This window comes from Pseudoxanthomonas sp. SE1 (genome assembly GCF_029542205.1).
Taxonomy (GTDB): Bacteria; Pseudomonadota; Gammaproteobacteria; order Xanthomonadales; family Xanthomonadaceae; genus Pseudoxanthomonas_A.
The window spans coordinates 3,340,722-3,363,700 of the sequence record NZ_CP113783.1; the positions used below are offsets into that span (position 1 = coordinate 3,340,722).

Here is a 22,979-nt window from a genome sequence, read left to right on the forward strand (position 1 = left end):
GACGTCGGGGTCGAGATGGCAGCGCGCGGCCCTGCAAGCGGGTGCGAATTCCTTGAAGAAGGGTTGGCGCCCAACGGTGGTCGCGGTTATCAGGTACACATGACCTGGCAGATGGAGGCGATGGCGCCGGAGCGCCGCATGACCGGCATGCGGGAAAACGGGACGGGGCATGCGAGCCAGCTTGCTGGCTTGCGTCCGACATGCACATCAGGCATCGCCGCGCCTAACCGTCAGAGGTCGGAGCGAACCCTGCCACGATGCTCTTCCAGGCCGGACAGCAAAGCATCGCGCCCGAGGGCGCTCCTACAGAGCTCGCCGCGCCGCTTTGTAGGAGCGGGCCATGCCCGCGATGCTCTTCGAGCACAGACCGGAAAGCATCGCGCCCGAGGGCGCTCCTACAGGGCACGCCGCACAGCCTTGTAGGAGCGGGCCATGCCCGCGATGCGTTACGCCGCCGAAAGCCACAGCCCGCGAATGGCCGCGATGCCTTGCGCCCCATGCCGGCGCGCGTCGGCGATGTCGTCGTCCGCCATGCCGCCGATGGCGTAGATCGGCAAGGACACACCCTCGCGCAGACGGGCGAAGCCCGGCCATCCCAGCGACTCGCCGCCGGGATGGCTGAGGGTCGGGTAGACGCTGCCCACCACCGCGAAATCGCATCCCAGCGCCTCCGCCTGCCGCAGCTCCGATGCGGCATGGCAGGACGCCGCGACGGGTAATCCCTCCGGCAGCGGCCGCTCCGACAGCGCCGCCAGTTGCGAGGCACGCAGATGGACGCCGACCTGCAGTTCGCGCGCCAGGTCCACGTCGCCGTTCAGCAGCACCTCGGCGCCGGTCGTGCGGCAGCGCGCGACAGCTTCCTTCGCCAGCGATCGCCAGGCGTCGCCCGACACGCTGCGCGCACGCACCTGCACGCGGCGGATACCCCGCGACAACGCATCATCCAGCGAGGCCAGCCAGCGAGGCGGATCCTCGGGTTCCGGCGTGACCAGGTAACGGTCCGGCTGCATGAGCGCCGCCACCACCGGGCGATCCGCCGGCGGCATGTCGTAGCGCATCAGTTTGTCCGGTGCGACCCAGGCCAGCGCCTGGCCCTCGTGCCCGCGCGGCGCGCCTTCCCATCCGGTCAGGTGCCGCACTTCCAGGCACAGGCGCTTGTCGGGGTATTGCTGGGGCACGCTGATGAGGTGATCGCCGACCCGGGCCTCGATGCCCAGTTCCTCGCGCAGTTCGCGCACCAGGGCATCCTCGGGGCTTTCCCCGGGTTCCTGCTTGCCTCCGGGAAACTCCCAGCGCCCCGCCAGGTCGCGCCCTTCCGTCCGGCGGGTCAGCAGGATGCGGCCGCGTGCATCGGTGATGACGGCGGCCATGACGTGGATGGAGCGCAACGGAGTGAGCATGGAAGAAGCTTGCCGGGAACGGTCAGGTAGACGCAAATAGTCTCGCCCGGACACGATGCCGCGCGCAAAGAAAAAGCCGCGCGACGCGCGGCTTTTCCGTCAGGCGAGGTGCGGCGCCGCCTCAGCCGAGCTGGCCGTGGCAGTGCTTGTACTTCTTGCCGCTGCCGCAGGGGCACGGATCGTTGCGGCCGACCTTGGGAGCGTCGCGGTGTGCCGGCATCGGGCCCGACTGCACGTAGCCGCCCTGCGCCGCAGCCAGCTGCCGGGCCTGCTCGGCTTCCTCGTCGGCGCTGTAGCCGCCGGCATCCTGGTGCTGGAACTGCATCTGCCGGGCCTGCGCCTCGGCCATGGCGCGCTCCTGCGCTTCCAGCGCGGCGACTTCCTCCTCGCTGCGGATGCGGACGCGCGACAGCAGGGTCACCACTTCGCTCTTCACCCGTTCCAGCATGCCGGAGAACAGTTCGAAGGCTTCCTTCTTGTACTCCTGCTTCGGCTGCTTCTGCGCGTAGCCGCGCAGGTGGATGCCCTGGCGCAGATAGTCCATGCGCGCCAGGTGTTCCTTCCAGTTCTTGTCCAGCACCGTCAGCATGATGTGCTTTTCAAGCGCCCGCATGGTCTCGTCGCCGATCACCGCTTCCTTGTCGGCGAAGTGCTTGTCCATCGCTTCCTGCACGCGACGCTCGATGGTCTCGGCATCGAGCTCCTCGGCGTCCTCGCGCCAGCGGCTCACGGGCAGCTCCACGCCCATTTCCTCGCCGAGTTCGCGCTCCAGACCCTGCAGGTCCCACTGTTCGTCCACCGAGTTCAGCGGCACGAAGCGCGCCACCGTTTCGGCTACCACGTCGCCGCGGATGCCGTCGATGTTGTCCTTCACCGAATCGGCGTCGAGCAATTCGTCGCGCTGCGCGTAGATCACCTTGCGCTGGTCGTTGTTGACGTCGTCGAAGTCGAGCAGGTTCTTGCGGATGTCGAAGTTGTGCGCTTCCACCTTGCGCTGCGCCTTCTCGATCTGGCGGCTGACCAGCTTGTCCTCGATGACGTCGTCTTCCTTCATGCCGATCAGCTTCATCGCCTTCTGGACCCAGTCCGAGGCGAAGATGCGCATCAGGTTGTCTTCCAGCGACAGGTAGAAGCGGGACGAACCCGGATCGCCCTGGCGGCCGGAACGGCCACGCAGCTGGTTGTCGATGCGGCGCGATTCGTGGCGTTCGGTGCCGACGATGTGCAGGCCACCGGCGGCCTTCACTTCGTCGTGGCGCTTCTGCCATTCGGCCTTCACCGCGGCGCGGTCGGCGTCGCTGGCGTCTTCCGGCAGCGTCTCGTATTCGGCTTCCAGCGAACCGCCCAGCACGATGTCGGTACCGCGGCCCGCCATGTTGGTGGCGATGGTGATCGCGCCCGGACGACCGGCCTGCGCCACGATGTGCGCTTCGCGCTCGTGCTGCTTGGCGTTGAGCACTTCGTGCGGCACGCCGGCCTTGGTGAGGAACTCGGACAGCATTTCCGACGTCTCGATGGACGTGGTGCCCACCAGCACCGGCTGGCCGCGCTGGTAGCAGTCCTGGATGTCGGCCAGCACCGCCTTGAACTTGCCCTGGCGGTTGAGGAACACCTGGTCGGGCGAATCCTTGCGCACGGTCGGGCGGTTGGTCGGGATGACGATGACTTCCAGGCCATAGATGCTCTGGAACTCGAAGGCTTCGGTATCGGCCGTGCCGGTCATGCCGGACAGCTTCCTGTACATGCGGAACAGGTTCTGGAACGTCACGCTGGCCAGCGTCTGGTTCTCGCGCTGGACCGGTACGCCTTCCTTCGCCTCGACCGCCTGGTGCAGGCCGTCGGACCAGCGGCGACCGGTCAGCGTGCGGCCGGTGAACTCATCGACGATGACCACTTCGCCATCGCGCACGATGTAGTCCACGTCGCGCTGGTAGATGGCGTGCGCGCGCAGCGCGGCGTTGAGGTGGTGCACGACCGACAGGTTGTTGGCGCCGTACAGCGGTTCTTCCTCGCTGATGATGCCGGCCTGCAGCAGCAGTTCCTCGGCGTGCTCCATGCCGGCTTCGGACAGGTGCACCTGCTTGCCCTTTTCGTCGACCCAGTAGTCGCCCTCGGCTTCCTCGTTCTCCTGCTTGATCAGCTGGGGGACGATGCGGTTGACGCGGATGTACAGCTCGGGCGATTCGTCGGCCGGGCCGGAAATGATCAGCGGGGTACGCGCCTCGTCGATCAGGATGGAGTCGACTTCGTCGACGATGGCGTAGTGCAGGCCGCGCTGGAAGCGGTCGGCGCGCGACATCGCCATGTTGTCGCGCAGGTAGTCGAAGCCGAATTCGTTGTTGGTGCCGTAGGTGATGTCGGCGGCATAGGCGGCGCTCTTGTCGCCGTGCGGCATGCCGGGGTAGACGACGCCCACGCTCAGGCCCAGCCAGTTGTACAGGCGGCCCATCCAGGCGGAGTCGCGGCGGGCCAGGTAGTCGTTCACGGTGACGACGTGCACGCCCTTGCCTTCCAGCGCATTGAGGTAGGTCGGCAGGGTGGCGACCAGCGTCTTGCCTTCGCCGGTGCGCATTTCGGCGATCTTGCCCAGGTGCAGCACCATGCCGCCGATCAGCTGCACGTCGTAGTGGCGCATGCCCAGCACGCGACGGCTGGCTTCGCGGCAGACCGCGAAGGCTTCGGGAAGGATCTTGTCCAGGGCTTCCCCGCCGGCGATGCGCTGCTGGAACTCCGGCGTCTTCGCCTTCAGCTGCTCGTCGGTGAGCTGCTGCAGCTCCGCTTCCAGGGCGTTGATCTTGTCGACGGTGCGGTGCAGTTGCTTGAGCAGGCGCTCGTTGCGACTGCCGAAGACACGGGTAAGCAGGCTGTTGATCATGTAGGGAACCGGAAAGGAAAAGGACACCGGGGCCGCGCGACTTCGGCGGGCCCAAAACGAAACAGGGCGCAAGGCGCCCTGTCTGGCAACACCGTATTGTAGCTTGGGGCGCCGCCCGGGGAATCAAGGCGGGCCGTCAGACCGGCTGGACACCGGATGGTTCCCGGACACAGGCAGTAGCGTCGCGCTTGCTCGGCGACGCACGGCATCTGTCGCAGGCCCCGGACCGGAAAGCAGCGGAGCAAGCTCCGCTCTACTTCTGGTCGCGGTTACCCGCGCTTGATCTGCCCTACCGGCGTCGGGCCTTCGCCCAGGAACTTGCGCGGATTGACCACGCGTCCGTTCTCCCACACTTCGAAATGCACGTGCGCGCCCGTGGAGCGACCGGTCGAGCCGGCCTTGGCCACTTCCTGGCCCACGCGCACCAGGTCGCCGGCCCGCACGCTGAGACGCGAGTTGTGCGCATAGCGGGTCACGTAGCCATTGCCGTGATCGACGTCGATGACGTTGCCGTAGCCGCCCTTCACGCCGGCGAAGCTGACCACGCCGTCGGCCACCGACAACACCGGATCGCCCACGCGCGCCTTGAAGTCGATGCCCTTGTGGTTCTGGCCGCCGCCGCCGAACGGATCGGCACGACCGCCGAAGCCGGACGTGATGTAGCTGTTGGCGATCGGCATGCGGCCCGGGGTGGCGTTCCTGTCCAGTTCGCGGTTGAACAGCAGCGCTTCCAACACGGACAGCTGGCGCCCGGAGGCGGCGAACTGCTGCTCCAGCTTGTCCACGCCCGCGGTCAGGTCGGCCGGCTTCATGTCGTAGGACACGTCGTTGCCGCCCACGCCGACCGGCTCGTTGAAGTCGAACTCGCCGTCCTGCAGCTGGCCCACGCGGGTGAGGCGCTCACCGAGTGCGTTCAGGCGGTTCGCCTGTGCCTGCAGTTCGCCGAGACGCGCGGCCATGGCGTTGATTTCCTGCTGGGCACCACGGCGGACCTGCTCAAGCTCGGTGTCGCGCTGCTCGGCCTTGGCCTGCAGCATCGAGACCTGCGCCATGCCGAGGGCGCTGCGCCCCCCCACGCCGACCAGCAGGCCGGCAGCGACAAGCACCGCAGCGCTGGCGAGCGGCCGGGCATGGAACGCGAGGCGGATTCGATAGGCACCATGGGCCGATGCATGGGCCCACCAGGTACGCGTATTGTTGACGATGGTTTTAAAGCTCATAGATACCGATGTCTGATTCGAAGTCCAAGCCGCGCCGTACCGGCACCGCGCAACCTGCCCTGCAGGCTGCCCTGACGGATGCCGCTACCGACCCGGTGCGTCGTGCCATGTGGCTCGACGCCTTGGAACAGCAGCTTCGCCCCTGCCTGCCGCCTGCCTTGGCGCCGCATTGCCGGTTGGCGAACGTGGCAGGCAAGCGGCTCGTTTTTATCGTCGATTCCCCGGTATGGCATGCCAGGCTTCGCCTCGCCGCACCCGAACTGATCAACGCGGCCCAATCCATCGGACTGACGGTCACCGAAGTCACCGCCAAGACGAGCCTCGCGCCGCTCCATCCCGTGGAGCCTGCGCAAGATCCGGTCGTACCTGTGTCGGAGGCCTCCCGCAAAGGGCTGCAAGCGGCCCTCGACCTCCTGTCCACCCCGGACTCCGCGGGTGCTCCCACCCCGGGGGGTGGTCATCGTGGGAGGCGAAAAATGTGATTCGACCATCACGAGGGACGGGGCATGGTACCGGCCACCGCCCGTCGGGTCGTTAGTCAGAGGTTAGAAAAATGTTATTTCCGGCCCGATTTCCTGACCAAGTTCACACTTTCGCCAAGGCGTAACCATTCGCACACCACTGCGTGATGGTGGTGGGAAACCGGTCGACAGCGGGGTCACCGTCCGCAGAGGACGGGCGTCTCAGATCGCCAGGGCAGGCGTTGCGTAGACGACCGGGGACGGCATGGCGCGGTCCTCGAACGTCACTTCTTCCCAGGCAGTGGTCTCGGCCAGCAGGGCGCGGACCAGCTTGTTGTTCAGGGCATGGCCCGATTTGAAGCCTTCGTACGCCCCCAGGATCGGGCGTCCGGCGAGGTACAGGTCGCCGATGGCGTCCAGGATCTTGTGGCGGACGAATTCATCCGTGTAGCGCAGGCCGTCCTCGTTCAACACCCGGAACTCGTCCAGCACGATGGCGTTGTCCATCGAACCACCCAGGCCGAGGTTGCGCTCGCGCATGTATTCCAGGTCGCGCATGAAACCGAACGTGCGTGCGCGGGCGACCTCCTTGATGTAGGCGCCCGTGGAGAAGTCCACTTCGGCCCGCGACTGCGACGTCGGGATCATCGGATGGTCGAACTTCACCGTGAAGCCCAGCTTGAAGCCGTCATAGGGCTCGAAGCGCGCCACCTTGTCGCCCTCGGTCACTTCGATGGGACGCGTGATGCGGATGAAACGCTTGGGCGCATCCTGCTCGGTGATGCCGGCGGACTGGATCAGGAACACGAACGGGCCTGCGGAGCCGTCCATGATCGGCAGTTCCGCGGAGGACAGTTCCACGTAGGCATTGTCTACTCCGAGGCCGGCCATCGCCGACATCAGGTGTTCGACGGTCTGCACCTTGGCGCCTTCGCAGGTCAGCCCGGTGCACAGCGTGGTCTCGGTGACGAGGCCCGCACTGGCGGGAATCTCCACCACCGGCTCCAGGTCGACGCGCCGGAACACGATACCGGTGTTCACGGGGGCCGGGCGCAGGGTCATGTAGACCTTTTCGCCACTGTGCAGCCCCACGCCCGTCGCGCGGATCACGTTCTTGAGGGTGCGTTGCTGGGCCATTCGAAGGAATCGCAGGTAGGGGGGAACCTGAGCGGGCAGCGAGAATATCACGCAGGCCACTGAATCTTAACGGAAGAACCTGTGTGTCCCGTTCCTGCAACAACGACCTGATAGGGACGTCGTGAAAGGGCTGCCGGACCGGCGAAGGTCCGGCAGCGAAGGGACATGGCAGTGCACAGCCCCTTCCCCCGCATGCGGGGGAAGGTTGGGATGGGGGCGTCGAAGACCACTTACTCGAACCCACGGGATGGCATTCGCGTCGACCGACTCCGCTTGCCCCCACCCTGCCCTCCCCCGCAAGCGGAGGAGGGTTCCACTTCTACGCGATCAGTCCGCCTGGCGGCGCAGGAACGCCGGGATGTCCAGGTAGTCCGGCGGCAGGTCGGCCGCGATCGGGGCCGAAGCCGGTGCGGACGATGCCGGTGCGGCCGAACCACGACGCAGACCCATGCCGCTGGTGGCGGCGCTGATCGGGTCCACGGCGAAGCCGTCGTCGATCGGCATGCCGGTGGTGGCGTCGCGGACCAGCTTGATCGGCGCGCGCATCGGCTCGCGCAGGTCGCCGCCACGGCCGACCGGCTGGCGGGCGGCGTTGCGGTTCAGGCCGGTCGCCACCACGGTCACGCGCACTTCGTCCTGCATGTCCGGGTCCAGCACGGTGCCGACGACCACGGTCGCGTCTTCCGACGCGAAGCCTTCGATGGTGCGGCCCACTTCGTCGAACTCGGCCATGGTGAAGTCCGGGCCGGCGGTGATGTTGACCAGGATGCCGTTGGCGCCGTTGAGGTTGACGTCGTCCAGCAGCGGGTTCTGGATGGCGGCCTCGGCGGCGGCCTGCGCGCGATCGTCGCCGCGTGCCGAACCGGTGCCCATCATGGCCAGGCCCATCTCGCTCATCACGGTGCGCACGTCGGCGAAGTCGACGTTGATCAGGCCGGGGCGGACGATCAGGTCGGCGATGCCCTGCACGGCGCCCAGCAGCACGTCGTTGGCGGCGCGGAACGCCTGGATCATCGTGGCGTTACGGCCCAGCACGGTGATCAGCTTTTCGTTCGGGATGGTGATCAGCGAGTCGCAGTGGTGGCTCAGTTCCTCGATGCCCTTCAGCGCGACCTGCATGCGACGACGGCCTTCGAACGGGAACGGCTTGGTGACCACGGCCACCGTCAGGATGCCCATCTCCTTGGCCAGCTGCGCCACGACCGGCGCGGCGCCGGTGCCGGTGCCGCCGCCCATGCCGGCGGTGATGAACACCATGTCGGCGCCGTCGAGGGCGTCGATGATGCGCTCGCGGTCTTCCAGCGCGGCCTGGCGGCCGACTTCCGGATTCGCGCCCGCGCCCAGGCCCTTGGTGACGTTGCTGCCCAACTGCAGCTGCAGCTTGGCGCCGCAGTTCTTGATCGCCTGCGAATCGGTGTTGGCGGTGATGAACTCCACGCCATCCACGCTGCCGTTGACCATGTGCGCCACGGCGTTGCCACCGCCGCCGCCCACGCCAACCACCTTGATCACCGCATTCGGGGCCATCTTTTCAACCAGTTCGAAATGTGCCATGTCCTTGTCCTCGTTTATTTAGTTATGTGTTGCTGGGTGGAACGAACGTCGTGATGCCTTCAACTTCGCGGTAGGTGTCGCCTCACTCAGAACTCGCCGCGATACCAGTTCTGCAGTTTCTTGAACCAACTCCCTGCCTTGCCCGTGGGCAACGACGGGCGACGTGGATGTTCGATCTGGCTGCCCATCAGCAGCAGGCCGACGCCGGTGGCATGCACCGGATTGCCGACCACTTCGCCCAGACCGGTGACGTGCTGCGGGATGCCGACGCGCACGGGCATCTGCAGCATTTCCTCGGCCAGTTCGACCACGCCTTCCATCTTCGACGCACCGCCCGTCAGCACCATGCCGGCGCGCACGCGCTCCTCGAAGCCGGAACGGCGCAGTTCCGCCTGCACCATCTCGAAGATTTCCTCGTAACGCTGCTGCACCGCCTGCGCCAGCGCATGGCGCGGCAGGCGGCGCGGCGGGCGGTCGCCGACGCTGGGCACCTGGATGCTCTCTTCCGCCGTCGCCAGCTGCGCCAGCGCGCAGGCATAGCGCACCTTGATCTGCTCGGCTTCCGGTGTTGGCGTGCGCAGCATGTGCGCGATGTCGTTGGTCACCTGGTCGCCGGCGATGGGCAGCGAGGCCGTGTGGCAGATCGCGCCCTGCACGAACACCGCCAGGTCGGTGGTGCCCGCGCCCATGTCGACCAGCACCACGCCCAGCTCGCGCTCGTCGCTGGTCAGCACGGCCACGCTGGAGGCCAGCGAAGAGAAGATCAGGTCATCGATCTGCAGGCCGCAGCGCTGCACGCACTTGCTGATGTTCGCGGCGGCGGACTGCGCGCAGAACACGAGGTGCGCGTCCACTTCCAGGCGCACCCCGGTCATGCCGACCGGATTGCGGATGCCTTCCTGCGAGTTGTCCAGCTTGTATTCGCGCGGGATGGCGTGGAGGATCTTCTGGTCGGCCGGGATCGCGACGGCCTTCGCCGCTTCCAGCACGCGGTCCAGGTCGCCCCAGGTCACTTCGCCGTCGCGGATCGGCACGATGCCGGGCGAGTTGCGGCACTGCACGTGGTTGCCGGAGATCGACGCGTACACCGAGCGGATCTCGCAGCCGGCCATCAGCTCGGCTTCCTCTATTGCGCGCTGGATCGACTGCACCGTGGACTCGATGTCCACCACGACGCCGCGCTTGAGGCCGCGCGACTCGTGCGAGCCGATGCCGATCACCTCGATCGGATTGCCCGGTGCGTACTCGCCGACCAGCGCCGTCACCTTGGAGGTGCCGATGTCCAGCCCGACGATCAGCGATTTGTCACCCTTGCGATTCATGTAATGCCCTGCAGAAGACGACCTGCGACCGCGATCGGCGCAGGCAATGGAGACGGTGTGGAGGCCGGCGGCGGCGCCTTGGGCGCTTCGCCCCAGCTGAGTGCGAATCCGTTGGTGTAGCGCAGGTCCGCGCGCACCAGCGGCTGTGCCTGCGCGGCCGCCAGCAGCTGCGGCAGCATCCGCGCGAAGCGGCCCAGGCGCGGGCGCGCGTCGGTGCGACCGACGACCACCTGGGTGCCGTTGGCCAGCAGCAAAGACCAGCTGCCGCGCGCATCCATCACCAGCGTGGTGACCTCCAGGCCCATCGGCGCGAACAGCTGGCGCGATTCGTTGTAGAGCGCGGTCACTTCCTGCACCTGGGAGTCCGGCCCACCCAGTTGCGGCAGATCCAGGCCCGTGAGCTCCTTCGGCATCGGGAACAGGCGCCCGTGCTCGGACAGCAGTTTGTCGTCGCCCCAGCGCGCGAACGGTTTGTGCTCGGTGATGCGCACTTCCAGCACGTCCGGCCAGCGCTTGCGCACGTCCGCGCGTTCCACCCACGGCAGCCGCTCGACCGCGTGCTTGGCATCTTCCAGTTGGACGGCGAAGAAACCGCGCTTCGCGTACGGCAGCACGGCGGCCTGCAACTGCGCCGCATCCACGCGTTCGAATTCGCCCTGCACGCGCAGCCTGGACAACGGCCACCGGTCGGCGCCGATCCAGCCGTTGACCACGGCCACGACCGGCAGCGCGACCAGCGCCAGCGCCAGCAACCAGGCCATGATGCGCAGAGCGGCGTTCATCAGCCGGCGACCTCCGGCACGGTCTGCTCCAGGATGCGCCAGCACAGTTCCTCGAACCCGATGCCGACCTGCGCCGCCTCCTTGGGCACCAGCGAATGACTCGTCATGCCGGGGGCGGTGTTGACCTCCATCAGCAGGAAACGTCCGTCCGCGTGACGCATTACGTCCACACGCCCCCAGCCGCTGCAGCCGGCCGCGCGGAAGCCCTCGAGCGCCAGTGCACGGATCTGCGCTTCCCCGGCCGCGTCATCCAGGCCGGGACAGAGATACTGCGTATCGTCGGCGATGTACTTGGCGTGGTAGTCGTACCAGCCCTGCGCCGGCACGATACGCACCGACGGCAGTGCGAGGTCGCCCAGGATAGCGACGGTGAACTCGCCGCCGGTCAGCATCTGCTCCGCCAGCAGCTCGCCGGGGTAGGTGGATGCGAACGTCGCGGCGGGCACGAGGTCGTCTTCGCCCAGGATGCGAAACACGCCGACACTGGACCCTTCCGCGCTCGGCTTCACGAACACGGGGAAGCCCAGCGTTCGCACCGCGGCCGCGAGATCACCACCCTGCGGAATCCGCACGAAGCCCGCGGTCGGCAGACCGGCCGCCTGCCACACCTGCTTGGTGCGGATCTTGTCCATGGTCAGCGCAGAACCCAGCACGCCCGGGCCGGTGTACGGCACACCGAGCGACTGCAGCAGCCCCTGCAGCACGCCGTTCTCGCCGTCGCCGCCATGCAGGATGTTGAACACCCTGTCCACCTTGCCCGCGCGGATCGCTTCGATGAGGGCCGGCACGCCGTCGATGGCAAACGCCTGCACGCCACGCGACAGCAGCGCGGCCAGCACGTTCTGGCCCGAGTTCAACGACACTTCGCGCTCGCTGGACACACCTCCCATCAGCACGGCGACGCGACCGAAACGGGCAGGATCCTTGAAACGCGGCGGTTGCACGGTCACGGTGGTCATGCCGGATCCTTCGCAGTGAAGCCATGCGCGGCGATGTGTTGCGACATGTGGCCGATGTCGCCGGCCCCCATCAGCAGCAACAGGTCACCGTCCTGCAGCACGTCCGGCAGCACGTCGACCAGGTCCGCGACCTGGCTGACCACCACGGGTTCGTTGCGGCCGCGCGCACGGATGGCGCGCGCCAGCGATTTCGAGTCGGCGCCTGCGATCGGCTGCTCACCGGCGGGGTACACCTCGCTCAGCACCAGCGCATCGACCTCCGACAGGACCGCGGCGAACGCGTCGAACTGGTCGCGCGTGCGGCTGTAACGATGCGGCTGGAACGCCACGACCAGCCGCTTGTGCGGCCAGCCACCGCGTGCGGCGGCGAACACCGCCGCCAGTTCCTTCGGATGATGGCCGTAGTCATCGACGAGCTGCACGCGCGCGCCCTGCGGCGTGACGATCTCGCCCAGGTCGTTGAAGCGGCGACCGATGCCGGCGAACTTCTCCAGCGCCGTCGCGATGTTCTCCGGCGACACGCCAAGCTGCCACCCGATGGCCGCCGCGGCAAGCGCGTTCTGCACGTTGTGGCGCCCCGGCAATGCCAAGCTGACGCGGATGCTCGCGTCCTCCGGCAGCCGCAGGGTGAAATGCATGCGGCCGCCGTCCTGCTCCACGTCTTCGGCACGCACATCGGCGTTCTCCGCGAAGCCATAGCTCATCACGTGACGCGGCGTCTCCGCGGCGATGGCGGCGACTTCCGGATCGTCGATGCACAGCACCGCCAGGCCGTAGAACGGCAGGCGCTGCAGGAATTCGGCGAAGGCCGCCTTCACGCGCTCGAAGTCGTTGCCGTAGTTCTCCAGATGGTCCGCGTCGATGTTGGTGACGATGGAGATCAGCGGATTCAGGCGCAGGAAGCTGCCGTCGCTTTCGTCTGCCTCTGCCACCAGCCACTGCCCGTCGCCGAGCTTGGCGTTCGCACCGGCCGCAAGCAGCTGGCCACCGATGACGAAGGTCGGGTCCAGTCCGCCCTCGCTCAGCACGGCGGCCGTGAGGCTCGTCGTGGTGGTCTTGCCATGCGTGCCGGCGACCGCGATGCCGCGACGGAAGCGCATCAGCTCGGCCAGCATCGCCGCACGCGGGACGATCGGAATGCGCTGGCTGCGCGCTTCCATCAGTTCGGGGTTGTCCTGCCTGATCGCACTGGAGACCACCACGCAGTCCGTGCCCAGCACGTTGGAGGCGTTGTGGCCACGCATCACGCGCGCACCGAGCGACGCCAGGCGGCGGGTCGCGGCGTTGTCGGCGTTGTCCGAGCCGGAGACCTCGTAACCCAGCGTGCACAGCACTTCGGCGATACCGCTCATGCCGGAACCGCCGATGCCGACGAAGTGCACCCGGCGGAATTCCTTCGCCAGGTTGCCGGTGTGTTGCAGGCGGCGCTCGCGTGCAGCAGCCATCATCATGCCTGCGTCCTCATGTTCATTGCTTCCTCGAGAATGATGTCGGCGATGCGGTCGGCCGCGTCCGTCTTCGCCAGCGCGCGCGCGGCCTGCGCCATGGCAAGCCGCTTGTCGCCGTCACCCGCCAGCTGGCGCAGCGTGTTGGCCAGCGCGCCGGCCAGCGTGTCGTCCTGCTTCAGCAGCAGGGCCGCGCCGCGCTCGACCAGGTAATCGGCGTTGCGGGTCTGATGGTCGTCGACGGCCTGTGGGAACGGCACCAGCACGCTGCCGACGCCCACGGCACACAGTTCGGCCAGGGTCGATGCGCCGGCGCGGCAGACCACCAGGTCGGCCCACGCGTACGCGGCCGCCATGTCGGTGATGAAGGCTTCAACGCTCGCGGGCACGGCGGCGTCCGCGTAGGCGTGGGCGGCTTCGTCGCGCAGCTTCTCGCCGCACTGGTGACGCACCTCGACGGCGACACCCGACAACGAAGCGATGGCTTTCGGCACGGCGAGGTTCAAAGCCCGGGCGCCTTGGCTTCCCCCGAGTACCAGCACGCGCAGTGGACCTGCCCGCCCGGCGAAGCGTTCGGGTGGCGGCACGACGGCGGCGATGTCGTCGCGCACCGGATTGCCGACCACTTCCTCGCGCGACGGGAACGCGCCGGGGAAACCGGTCATCACGCGCCGCGCGACCTTCACCAGCATCCGATTGGTGAAACCGGCCGCGCGGTTCTGTTCGTGCACCAGCAGTGGCAAGCCCATCAGGCGCGCGGCGACCCCGCCGGGACCGGCAGCGAAGCCACCGAAACTCACCACCGACCGCGGGGCACGGCGACGCAGCACGAAGCCGGCGGCGCGGATCGCACGCAGCACGCGCACGGGCGCGCCCAGCAACGCCAACTTGCCTTTGCCGCGCAGGCCGGTGATGGCCAGCGTGTCCAGTGGGATGCCGTGCGGTGGCACCAGGCGCGTTTCCATGGCGCCGTCGGCACCCAGCCAGACCACCGGCACGCCGCGCGCGCGCAGCACCTTCGCCACGGCCAGCGCGGGGAAGATGTGCCCGCCGGTACCGCCGGCCATGATCATGACGGGAGCGCCCGCAGTGCTCATGCGATCCTCTCGAACGTGGGCTCGACGCGTTGCTGCAGGCGGCTGGTGCCGCGCAGCGTCTGCGAGAACGAGGCGGTCGCGGCGGGCACCGGACGCGGGTCGACCGGTGCAGGCGATTCACCCGCGCCCTGCATCACCTCCCCGCGCAACGCTACCTGGCGCTGTGTGCGTTCCAGTTCGTAGGACACGCGCAGCAGCAGGCCCATCGCCACGCAGGTCATCAGTATGCTGGAGCCACCCGACGAGATCAGCGGCAGGGTCAGGCCCTTGGTCGGCAGCAGGCCCAGGTTCACGCCCATCGACACGAAGCTCTGCATGCCGATCCACAGCGCGACGCCGAACGCAATGTAGCCCGCGAAGTGGCGGCGCATCTCCACGCAGCGCAGGCCGATGACGAAGGCGCGCCCCACCAGCAGTGCATACAGCGCGACCACCAGGCAAATGCCGACGAAGCCGAGTTCCTCGCCGATCACCGAGAAGATGAAATCGGTATGCACTTCCGGCAGGTAGTTGAGCTTCAGCACCGAACCGCCAAGACCGATACCACCCCACTCGCCCCGGCCGATCGCCATCAGCGCGTTGGTCAGCTGGTAGCCGCTGCCGAACGGATCTGCCCACGGATCGGAGAACGAGGTCAGCCGGCGCATGCGGTAGGGCTCGGCGATCGCGATTACCGCGAGGATCGGCAGACCGACCAGCACCGGGCCGAACATGCGCGGCATGTTCACGCCGCCCAGCACCAGCATGCCGGCGGTGATCGCGAGCAGCAGCGAGGACGAACCGAAGTCCGGCTGCATCAGCAGCAGCGCGACCAGCACCACCACCACGCCCAACGGCTTGAGCATCGCAGCCCAGGTCGCGTTGACTTCATCGCGGAAGCGCACCAGGTAGCTGGCCAGCCAGACAATGAAGAAGACCTTCACCGCTTCCACCACCTGGAAGTTGGACACGCCCAGGTTGATCCAGCGGTGCGCGCCCTTGACGCTCACGCCCAGTCCGGGCACGAACACGAGCAACAGCAGCACCACGCACCCCAACAGCAACAGGTGATTGCGCGCCTCGATGCTCTTCAGCTCGGTGCGCGTCACCCACCACGCCAGGCCTGCACCCGCCACCAGGAACAGGCCATGGCGGACCAGATAGTGGAACGGGTTGCCGTGCTGGTAGATCGACGCCGACGCCACCATCACCACGCCCAACGACGCCAGCGCCAGCATGGCGCCGAGCAACCAGGGGTCGAAGCGGCCCCCGATGGCTTCAAGACGTGTGGCCTGGCGCGGCGTGTCGTTCATCAGCGCACCTTCAACGTGGCCAGGCCGACGAGGACGAGCACGACGGAAATGATCCAGAAGCGCACGATCACGCGCGGCTCCGGCCAGCCCTTCAGTTCGAAGTGGTGGTGGATGGGCGCCATGCGGAACACGCGCTTGCCGGTGAGCTTGAACGACGCCACCTGGATCATCACCGACAGCGTCTCGATGACGAAGATGCCGCCCATGATCACCAGCACCAGCTCCTGCCGCACGATCACCGCGATGGTGCCCAGCACCGCACCCAGCGCCAGCGCGCCGATGTCGCCCATGAAGACCATGGCCGGATACGTGTTGAACCACAGGAATCCCAGGCCCGCGCCCGCAATGGCGGCGCAGATGATCGTCAGCTCGCCCGCGCCCGGCACCTGCGGGATCTGCAGATAGCTGGAGAACACCGCGTTGCCCGAGGCGTAGGCGAACACGCCCAGCGCACAGGCCACCAGCACCGTGGGCATGATCGCCAGGCCATCCAGCCCATCGGTCAGGTTGACGGCGTTGGAGAAGCCCACGATCCAGAAGTACGCGATGGCGACGAAGCCGACGCCCGCCAGCGGCAGCGCGATCGACTTGAAGAATGGCACGTAGAAGGTCGTCGCCGCCGGCACGTCGGCGTACAGGTAGAGATACAGGCCGGCAGCGAGGCCGAAGATCGACTGCAGCAGGTACTTCCAGCGCGACTTCAGGCCGTTGGGGTCGCGCTTGACGATCTTGATCCAGTCGTCGTACCAGCCGATGGCGCCGAACGTCAGCATCACCAGCAGCACCACCCATACGTACTTGTTGCGCAGATCGCCCCACAGCAGCACCGACAGCAGCACTGTCATCAGGATCAGCGCGCCGCCCATCGTCGGCGTGCCGGCCTTGGAGAAGTGGGACTGCGGGCCATCCTTGCGGATCGGCTGCCCGCCCTTCAGCTGGCCGAGCTTGCGGATCACCGCCGGACCCAGCCACAGCGACAGGAACAGCGACGTCAGCGCGGCGAGGATGCCGCGGAACGTCAGGTAGCCGAACAGGCCGAAGAAATTCTCCAGGCTCTGCAACCAGCGAGCCAGCTCAAGCAACATGCGATGTGTCCTCCCCGGTGGACAGCAAGGTGGCGACGATCCGGTCCATCGCGCTGCCGCGCGAGCCCTTGACCAGACAGCGCACGCCGGGCCGCAGATCGGCGCCCAAAGCGCCGGCCAGCGCAGCGTGGCTGTCGAACGCATACGCGCCTTCGCCGAAGGCAGCGGCGGCAGCGGCGCTGAGTGGACCCAGCGTGTACAGGCGACGGATCCCGGCGGCCCTGGCGCGACGCCCGGCATCGGCATGCAGCGCCTCGGCATCGTCGCCCAGTTCGCGCATGTCCCCGAGCACCAGCCAACCTTCGCCACCGGCCTGTGCGCTCGCCGCGGCCAGCGTGTCGATGGCGGCCACCAGCGAGCCTGGATTGGCGTTGTAGCTGTCGTCGATCAGCACCGCGCCATTGGCGAGCGCATGCGCCACCTGGCGACCCGCCACCGGCTGCGCGGCCGACAGTCCCTCGGCGATGATGGCGAGGGACACGCCGCAGGCCATCGCGACACCAGCAGCCGCCAGCGCGTTCAGCACGTTGTGGCGCCCCGGCAGACGCAGGCTCACGGCCACCTCGCCGTGTGGAGCGACCAGTACGAAATCCGAACCCTCCGCCGTCGCGCGGATATCACGCGCGGTAAGGTCGGCCGTGGTCTCCAGGCCGAAGCGCAGGATCCGCCGATCAGGCACACGGCTGGCGAAATACTCGGCGAAGGCATCGTCGGCATTGATGACCGCGGTACCGTCGGCCGGCAGGGCGTCGTAGATCGCGCCCTTGGTTTCCGCCACGCCCATCAAGGAACCCATGCGCTCCAGATGGGCGGCCGCGATGTTGTTCACCAGCGCCACTTCCGGCGTGACGATGTCGGTCAGGTAGGCGATGTCGCCCGGCTTGCCCGCGCCCATCTCGTAGACCGAGAAGTCGGCATCGTCGGGCGCGTCGATGACGGCCATCGGCAGACCGATCTCGTTGTTGCGGTTGCCGGGGTTGAAGTAGGTGACGCCGGCGCGCTGCAGGATGGACACCACCAGCGTCTTGACCGTGGTCTTGCCGTTGCTGCCGGTGATGGCGACGGTCTTCTCCACCCGGTCGCGCTGCAGGCCGGCGGCGATGCGCGCGATCGCCAGCAGCGTGTCCGGCACGACGACCTGCGGCACGTCCACCTTTACTTCGTGGTCGACCAGCACTGCGGCAGCGCCGCGCATCGATGCGTCGTAGGCGAAATCATGGCCATCGAACCGCTCGCCGCGCAGGGCGACGTACAGGCTGCCCGGCACCAGCGTGCGCGTGTCGTGGGTCAGCGAGCCGATCACCAGGTCATCGCCCAGCAGTTCACCACCCGCCCAGTGCGCCAGCAGGGAAAGGGGAAGACGCTTCATCGACGCTCCTCCAGTGCCTGGCGCGACACGGCGGTGTCATCGAACGGGTGCTTCACGCCATGGATTTCCTGGTAAGGCTCGTGACCCTTGCCCGCGACCAGCACGATGTCGTCGGCCCCGGCCTGCGTGATCGCCTGCGTGATCGCCTGCGCACGGTCGCGCTGCACGGTGATGGCGCCCGGCCGGGAGAAGCCCGCCATGATGTCCGCCACGATGCGATCGCCATCTTCGGTGCGCGGATTGTCGTCGGTGACCAGCACCACATCCGCCAGGCGCTCGGCAATCGCGGCCATCTGCGGACGCTTGCCCGCATCCCGATCGCCACCGCAGCCGAACACGCAGAACAACCTGCCCTGCACGTGGTCGCGCAGACTGGCCAGAGCCTGTTCCAGCGCATCCGGCGTGTGCGCGTAGTCGATCACGACGAGAGGCGCCTTGCCGTCGCCGCCAAGGCGATTCATGCGACCGTGGATAGGCGCCAATCGGGACAGCGTGCGCGCGATATCGACTGTGGTGTCGCCCAGCGCATGCAGCGCACCGGCCACCGCGAGCAGGTTGTCCACGTTGAAGCGACCCAGCAGCCGCGACTGCACCGGCTGCCGTTCTTCGCCGATGACCAGATCGAAGGCGATGCCGGCGCCGTCCAGGCGCAACGCCTCAGCGCGCACGCTGGCCTCGGGCTGCCCACGAGAACTCAACCCGATGCGCTGCACCCCATGCGGCAGGCGAGCGAAGAGGTCCGCGCCGTAGGCATCGTCGAGATTGACGACGCCAGCCTTGAGCCCCGGGCGCGAGAACAGCAGCGACTTGGCCGCACCATAGCGCTCCATGTCGCCGTGGTAGTCCAGATGGTCGCGTGTGAGGTTGGTGAACACGCCCACGTCGAAATGCACCGCGTCCACGCGACCCTGGTCCAGCGCATGCGAACTGACTTCCATCGCCACGGCCTTGGCACCGGCATCGCGGAACTGCGCCAGCAGCGCGTGCATCTGCAGCACCAGCGGCGTGGTGAAGCCGGTGGGCACCACTTCGCCGTACATGCCGGCCCCCAGCGTGCCGACCGTCGCGCAGCGGATGCCGCGCAGATGCCAGGCCTGCGCCAGCAACTGCACCGTGGAGGTCTTGCCGTTGGTCCCGGTGACACCCACCATCTTCATGTCGTGCGATGGCGCGGCATGGAAGCGGTCGGCCAGCGCGCCCATGCGCGCGCGCAATCCCGCGACGGCGATGGCGTCCCTCGGCGCCTCCAGTCCATCCGGCACCGGCGGTTCGAACAGGATCGCGCTCGCACCGTTCTCGCGCGCTTGCGCGACGAAGTTGAGCCCGTGCGCGCCGAATCCGGCGATGGCGACGAACGCATCTCCCGGCTGCACGCTCCGACTGTCCAGGGTGAGTCCGCGCACGACGATATCGCGCGGCACATCCACGTCGGGCAGCAGTTCGGCGAGGGCCATCATCCGCCTCATCGCGCCGCTCCCGTCGACGGCAGCGCCGCCCGCGGAGCACCGAACGCAGACGGATCGGCAGTGTCGACGGCATCGTCGACGACGGGGGCCGGCGCAGGCGCGCCGCCATTCGGGTTGGACGTATTCCTGGCCTGCGCAGCGAGCCACGCTTCGATGTCGTCAGGCGGCACGTCCATCAGGCGCAGCGCGCCGTCCATCACGTCATGGAACACGGGGGCCGCCACCAGGCCACCGTAGTAGCCGCCCTCCTGCGAGTCGTTGATCACCACGACGGCAGCGAAACGCGGATTGCTGGCCGGCACCAGGCCGGCGAAGAATGACGCGTACCGGCCTTTCGCGTAACCGCCGCCCGAGGCGATGCGGGCAGTGCCGGTCTTTCCCGCGACGCGGTAGCCCAGTACGCCGGCCCGCTTGGCGCCGCCTTGCGTCACCACCGTTTCCATCATGCCGACGACTTCCCGCGCGATCGCCGGATCCAGCACCTGCGGCGCTTCGCCCCGCTGGCCCTTGACGAAGGTCGGCGTCACCAACCTGCCGCCATTGCCCAGCGCCGAGTAGGCGCGCGCGATCTGCAACGGCGTCACTGCGAGGCCATAGCCGTACGACATCGTGGCCTTCTGCAGGCCGTTCCAGCGATCCGGCGGCGCCAGCATGCCGGCGGACTCGCCCGGGAAGCCGCTGCCGGGCTTCTGGCCGTAGCCGAAGCTCTGGATGCTCTCGTAGAAATAGGCGTTAGACAGCTTCTCTGCGATCTTGATAGAGCCGATGTTCGAGCTCTTGGTGATGACGCCGGTGACGGTCAGCACGCCATTGTTCCGCGGAACGTCCTTGATGGTGTAGCGGCTGTTCAGCGCCATGTAGCCCGGATTGGTGTTGATCAACGTCGACGGCGTGACCACGCCGGCCTTCAGTGCGGTCAGCACGGTCAGGGGCTTCATCGTCGAACCCGGTTCGATCATGTCGGTCAGCGCGCGGTTGCGGCGCGCGTCCGGCTTCACGCGGTCGATCGCATTCGGGTTGTAGGTCGGCAGGTTGACCATGGCGAGCACTTCGCCCGTGGCCACGTCCATGATCACGATCGAACCGCTGCTGGCCTGGTGTTCCAGCAACGCGTTGCGCAGCTCGCGATGCGCGAGATACTGGATGCGGCGATCGATGCTGAGGGTCAGGTCCTTGCCCGGCTGCGCGGAGCGGATCAGGTCGACGTTCTCGACGATGCGGCCGCGGTTGTCGCGGATCACTTTCTGCGCGCCCGGCGTACCACTCAGCCATTCGTCGAACGCCAGCTCAAGCCCTTCCTGGCCACGATCGTCGACGTTGGTGAACCCCAGCACATGGGCCATCGCCGGCCCCTGCGGGTAGAAGCGGCGGAACTCGCGCTGCGAGAACACGCCGGGAATCTTGTGCGCGAGTATCCGCTGCGCCTCGTCCGGATTGATCCGGCGCTTGAGGTACAGGAACTCCTTGTCGGCGCGCTGCGACAGGCGATGGGTCAGGTGCTCGACCGGCACGCCCAGTGCCTTCGCCAGTTCGGGCAGACGATCCGGGGCCTTCAACAGCTCCTGCGGATTGCCCCATACCGATTCCACCGGGGACGACACCGCGACCGGCTCGCCATTGCGGTCGGTGATCATGCCACGCGAGGTGGGGATGGGAATCTCGCGCAGGAAACGCGCGTCGCCCTGGCGCTGATAGAAGTCGTGGTTGATCAACTGCACATAGGCCGCGCGACCGACCAGGCTGATCGAGCACAGGCCCATCGCGCCCAGTACCAGCGCAAGGCGTCCGCGCAGGTTGAACCGGGCGCGGTTGCGGTTTTTCGTGGGTGCGGCGTTCATGGCCTGATCACCACCACGTCGGCCGTCTCCGGGAACTTCATGCCCAGGCGGACACGCGCCACCTGGTCGATCCGCGTGGCCTCGGCGACGGTGGCCTGCTCCAGCTGCAGGCGCCCGAACTCGACGTTCAGTTCGTCGCGGGCGCGCTCCAGCCGCGTCACTTCATCGAACAGCACGCGATGGCGGTGGCGCGCGTACACCACGCCGATCGCCGAGGCGATGCTGGCCAGCGCCAGCACGATCATCAGGAAGCGCGTCATGCCGCGACCTCCAGCTTCTCCGCCACGCGCAACACCGCGCTGCGTGCGCGCGGGTTGGAGGAGACCTCGTCGGGTTCGCCCTTCTGCCCGCCGCCGATCGCACGCAGCGTGGGCACGAAGGTATCCGCCATGGGCAGGCGTCGATTGGCTGGCGGCGCCTTCGCATGCCGGCTGATGAACTGCTTGACGATGCGGTCTTCCAGCGAATGGAAGCTGATCACCGCCAACCGGCCACCCACCTTGAGCCGCGCCAGCGCGGCGTCCAGCCCGGCCTCGAGGTCGGCCAGTTCGCGATTGATGTGGATGCGGATGGCCTGGAAGCTACGCGTGGCCGGATGGATCTTGTCGCCGCGCGGCATCACGGCCGCGATCGCGGCCGCCAGGTCGGCGGTACGCAGGAACGGCTGGGTGGCGCGGCGCGCCACCAGGGCACGCGCGATGCGGCGGCTCTGCTTCTCTTCGCCGTAGGTCCACAGGATGTCGGCGATCTCGCGTTCGTCGGCGCGGGCGATCCAGTCGGCGGCGCTCTCGCCCGCGTCGGGATCCATGCGCATGTCCAGCGGACCATCCTTGCCGAAGCTGAAGCCGCGTTCGGCGACATCGAGCTGGGGCGACGATACGCCCAGGTCGAGCAGCACGCCGTCCAGGCCCGCGGCGGTTTCAGCCCACTGCGCCATCGACGCGAAGCTGCCGCGCCGGATCGCCACGCGCGCGTCGCCCGCGAACATCTGTTCGGCATGCGCGATCGCGTCGGGATCCTTGTCCATCAACAGCAGCCGGCCTCCCGGGCCGAGTTGTTGCAGCACGCCGCGCGCGTGGCCTCCGCGCCCCAAGGTGCCGTCCAGGTATGTTCCGTCCTCTTTCACCTGCAGCCCTTCCATGACCTGCGTGTACAACACCGGCAAGTGCAGCGCTGGGAGGTGACCGGCCGGCGCGGACTGCCGCTTGCCGTCACCCTTGCTCACAAGCGCAGCTCGAGCATGTGTGCGCTCAGATCGTCGTCAGTGAGGGTCTGACGGATCTGCGCGTGATGCGCCTGTTCGCTCCAGAGTTCGAACTTCTCGCCCATGCCGAGCAGCACGGCCTTCTTCTCGATGCCTACCGCACTGCGATGGCTGGCCGGGATGCTGATGCGCCCATTGCCATCCAGCTCCACGGGCGAGGCGGCACCGACCAGCTTCAGTTGCAGATTGCGGTGCGCGCGCTGGGTGCTGGGCAGCTTGTTGACGTCGTCGCGTACGCGCTGCCAGACCTGTTCCGGGTAGAGGTAGAGGCTGCCGGCTTCAAAGGGGTTGTAGGTGATGACCAGACGGTTGCCGCACTCGCGCGCGACGAGGTCGCGGTACGCGGTGGGCACCGCGAGCCGTCCCTTGTCGTCCACTGTGATGGCGGTCTCACCCTGAAACACAGCCCCTGC

General features: G+C 67.6%; 18 protein-coding genes and 1 pseudogene. 1 reads left to right on the forward strand and 18 read right to left on the reverse strand.

Annotated elements, in window-relative coordinates:
- Nucleotides 1–446 precede the first annotated feature (446 nt).
- The 3 genes from OY559_RS15795 to OY559_RS15805 form a co-directional block, all read right to left on the reverse strand.
- On the reverse strand, nt 447–1,400 hold the full coding sequence (locus tag OY559_RS15795; protein ID WP_277727189.1) for a Nudix family hydrolase: 954 nt from the start codon (nt 1,398–1,400) through the stop codon (nt 447–449).
- Nucleotides 1,401–1,521: 121 nt separating this feature from the next.
- Nucleotides 1,522–4,275, reverse strand: a complete 2,754-nt coding sequence (secA, locus tag OY559_RS15800; protein ID WP_277727191.1) for a preprotein translocase subunit SecA — start codon at nt 4,273–4,275, stop codon at nt 1,522–1,524.
- A gap of 269 nt (nt 4,276–4,544) precedes the next feature.
- Nucleotides 4,545–5,495 (reverse strand): M23 family metallopeptidase, encoded by a 951-nt coding sequence (locus tag OY559_RS15805; RefSeq protein ID WP_277727193.1) that lies wholly within the window; start codon nt 5,493–5,495, stop codon nt 4,545–4,547.
- An 8-nt stretch (nt 5,496–5,503) separates the two neighbouring features.
- On the opposite strand from OY559_RS15805, the gene OY559_RS15810 reads away from it, so the two are divergent.
- Entirely contained in the window at nt 5,504–5,977 is a 474-nt protein-coding gene (locus OY559_RS15810) for a DciA family protein (RefSeq protein WP_277727195.1), read from the forward strand.
- Between the two features lie 201 nt (nt 5,978–6,178).
- On the opposite strand, the gene lpxC is transcribed toward OY559_RS15810, so the two are convergent.
- From lpxC to mraZ, 15 genes and pseudogenes are all read right to left on the reverse strand, one after another.
- On the reverse strand, nt 6,179–7,093 hold the full coding sequence (lpxC, locus tag OY559_RS15815; RefSeq protein ID WP_277727197.1) for a UDP-3-O-acyl-N-acetylglucosamine deacetylase: 915 nt from the start codon (nt 7,091–7,093) through the stop codon (nt 6,179–6,181).
- 327 nt (nt 7,094–7,420) lie between these two features.
- A complete protein-coding gene (ftsZ, locus tag OY559_RS15820; protein WP_277727199.1) occupies nt 7,421–8,647 on the reverse strand; it encodes a cell division protein FtsZ in 1,227 nt (408 codons plus the stop codon).
- A gap of 86 nt (nt 8,648–8,733) precedes the next feature.
- Entirely contained in the window at nt 8,734–9,969 is a 1,236-nt protein-coding gene (gene ftsA, locus OY559_RS15825; RefSeq protein ID WP_142125704.1) for a cell division protein FtsA, read from the reverse strand.
- Complete coding sequence (locus tag OY559_RS15830) at nt 9,966–10,751, reverse strand: cell division protein FtsQ/DivIB (protein ID WP_277727202.1); 786 nt, start codon at nt 10,749–10,751, stop codon at nt 9,966–9,968. Before OY559_RS15830 ends, ftsA begins: the two co-directional genes overlap by 4 nt.
- Nucleotides 10,751–11,710 carry a D-alanine--D-alanine ligase gene (locus OY559_RS15835; RefSeq protein ID WP_277727204.1) on the reverse strand — a complete coding sequence of 320 codons (960 nt, stop codon included), beginning with the start codon at nt 11,708–11,710 and terminating at the stop codon, nt 10,751–10,753. Before OY559_RS15835 ends, OY559_RS15830 begins: the two co-directional genes overlap by 1 nt.
- Nucleotides 11,707–13,158 (reverse strand): UDP-N-acetylmuramate--L-alanine ligase, encoded by a 1,452-nt coding sequence (gene murC / locus OY559_RS15840; RefSeq protein ID WP_277730029.1) that lies wholly within the window; start codon nt 13,156–13,158, stop codon nt 11,707–11,709. The genes OY559_RS15835 and murC overlap by 4 nt, the downstream gene beginning before the upstream one ends.
- Nucleotides 13,158–14,252, reverse strand: coding sequence for an undecaprenyldiphospho-muramoylpentapeptide beta-N-acetylglucosaminyltransferase (gene murG, locus OY559_RS15845; RefSeq protein ID WP_277727206.1), 1,095 nt, complete (start codon nt 14,250–14,252; stop codon nt 13,158–13,160). The genes murC and murG overlap by 1 nt, the downstream gene beginning before the upstream one ends.
- Nucleotides 14,249–15,544, reverse strand: coding sequence for a putative lipid II flippase FtsW (gene ftsW, locus OY559_RS15850; protein WP_277727208.1), 1,296 nt, complete (start codon nt 15,542–15,544; stop codon nt 14,249–14,251). The genes murG and ftsW overlap by 4 nt, the downstream gene beginning before the upstream one ends.
- Nucleotides 15,544–16,629, reverse strand: coding sequence for a phospho-N-acetylmuramoyl-pentapeptide-transferase (gene mraY, locus OY559_RS15855; RefSeq protein ID WP_277727210.1), 1,086 nt, complete (start codon nt 16,627–16,629; stop codon nt 15,544–15,546). The genes ftsW and mraY overlap by 1 nt, the downstream gene beginning before the upstream one ends.
- Nucleotides 16,619–17,998 (reverse strand): UDP-N-acetylmuramoyl-tripeptide--D-alanyl-D-alanine ligase, encoded by a 1,380-nt coding sequence (gene murF / locus OY559_RS15860; RefSeq protein ID WP_277727212.1) that lies wholly within the window; start codon nt 17,996–17,998, stop codon nt 16,619–16,621. The genes mraY and murF overlap by 11 nt, the downstream gene beginning before the upstream one ends.
- Nucleotides 17,995–19,464: a UDP-N-acetylmuramoyl-L-alanyl-D-glutamate--2,6-diaminopimelate ligase gene (locus OY559_RS15865; RefSeq protein ID WP_277727214.1), complete on the reverse strand. Its 1,470-nt coding sequence runs from the start codon at nt 19,462–19,464 to the stop codon at nt 17,995–17,997. The genes murF and OY559_RS15865 overlap by 4 nt, the downstream gene beginning before the upstream one ends.
- A 128-nt stretch (nt 19,465–19,592) precedes the next feature.
- Nucleotides 19,593–21,302: pseudogene (locus OY559_RS15870) on the reverse strand (penicillin-binding transpeptidase domain-containing protein); the annotation flags it as partial.
- Nucleotides 21,299–21,562 carry a cell division protein FtsL gene (gene ftsL, locus OY559_RS15875; RefSeq protein WP_277727216.1) on the reverse strand — a complete coding sequence of 88 codons (264 nt, stop codon included), beginning with the start codon at nt 21,560–21,562 and terminating at the stop codon, nt 21,299–21,301. The pseudogene OY559_RS15870 and the gene ftsL, both read right to left, overlap by 4 nt.
- On the reverse strand, nt 21,559–22,527 hold the full coding sequence (rsmH, locus tag OY559_RS15880; RefSeq protein ID WP_277727217.1) for a 16S rRNA (cytosine(1402)-N(4))-methyltransferase RsmH: 969 nt from the start codon (nt 22,525–22,527) through the stop codon (nt 21,559–21,561). The genes ftsL and rsmH overlap by 4 nt, the downstream gene beginning before the upstream one ends.
- A complete protein-coding gene (gene mraZ / locus OY559_RS15885; protein WP_142125694.1) occupies nt 22,524–22,970 on the reverse strand; it encodes a division/cell wall cluster transcriptional repressor MraZ in 447 nt (148 codons plus the stop codon). The genes rsmH and mraZ overlap by 4 nt, the downstream gene beginning before the upstream one ends.
- Between the last annotated feature and the right edge of the window lie 9 nt (nt 22,971–22,979).

Bases quoted from the DNA above. Each gene is read 5' to 3' on its own strand.
- OY559_RS15795 (WP_277727189.1), bottom strand. From the start codon at position 1,400: ATGCTCACTCCGTTGCGCTCCATCCACGTCATGGCCGCCGTCATCACC.
- secA (WP_277727191.1), bottom strand. From the start codon at position 4,275: ATGATCAACAGCCTGCTTACCCGTGTCTTCGGCAGTCGCAACGAGCGC.
- OY559_RS15805 (WP_277727193.1), bottom strand. From the start codon at position 5,495: ATGAGCTTTAAAACCATCGTCAACAATACGCGTACCTGGTGGGCCCAT.
- OY559_RS15810 (WP_277727195.1), top strand. From the start codon at position 5,504: ATGTCTGATTCGAAGTCCAAGCCGCGCCGTACCGGCACCGCGCAACCT.
- lpxC (WP_277727197.1), bottom strand. From the start codon at position 7,093: ATGGCCCAGCAACGCACCCTCAAGAACGTGATCCGCGCGACGGGCGTG.
- ftsZ (WP_277727199.1), bottom strand. From the start codon at position 8,647: ATGGCACATTTCGAACTGGTTGAAAAGATGGCCCCGAATGCGGTGATC.
- ftsA (WP_142125704.1), bottom strand. From the start codon at position 9,969: ATGAATCGCAAGGGTGACAAATCGCTGATCGTCGGGCTGGACATCGGC.
- OY559_RS15830 (WP_277727202.1), bottom strand. From the start codon at position 10,751: ATGAACGCCGCTCTGCGCATCATGGCCTGGTTGCTGGCGCTGGCGCTG.
- OY559_RS15835 (WP_277727204.1), bottom strand. From the start codon at position 11,710: ATGACCACCGTGACCGTGCAACCGCCGCGTTTCAAGGATCCTGCCCGT.
- murC (WP_277730029.1), bottom strand. From the start codon at position 13,158: ATGATGGCTGCTGCACGCGAGCGCCGCCTGCAACACACCGGCAACCTG.
- murG (WP_277727206.1), bottom strand. From the start codon at position 14,252: ATGAGCACTGCGGGCGCTCCCGTCATGATCATGGCCGGCGGTACCGGC.
- ftsW (WP_277727208.1), bottom strand. From the start codon at position 15,544: ATGAACGACACGCCGCGCCAGGCCACACGTCTTGAAGCCATCGGGGGC.
- mraY (WP_277727210.1), bottom strand. From the start codon at position 16,629: ATGTTGCTTGAGCTGGCTCGCTGGTTGCAGAGCCTGGAGAATTTCTTC.
- murF (WP_277727212.1), bottom strand. From the start codon at position 17,998: ATGAAGCGTCTTCCCCTTTCCCTGCTGGCGCACTGGGCGGGTGGTGAA.
- OY559_RS15865 (WP_277727214.1), bottom strand. From the start codon at position 19,464: ATGAGGCGGATGATGGCCCTCGCCGAACTGCTGCCCGACGTGGATGTG.
- ftsL (WP_277727216.1), bottom strand. From the start codon at position 21,562: ATGACGCGCTTCCTGATGATCGTGCTGGCGCTGGCCAGCATCGCCTCG.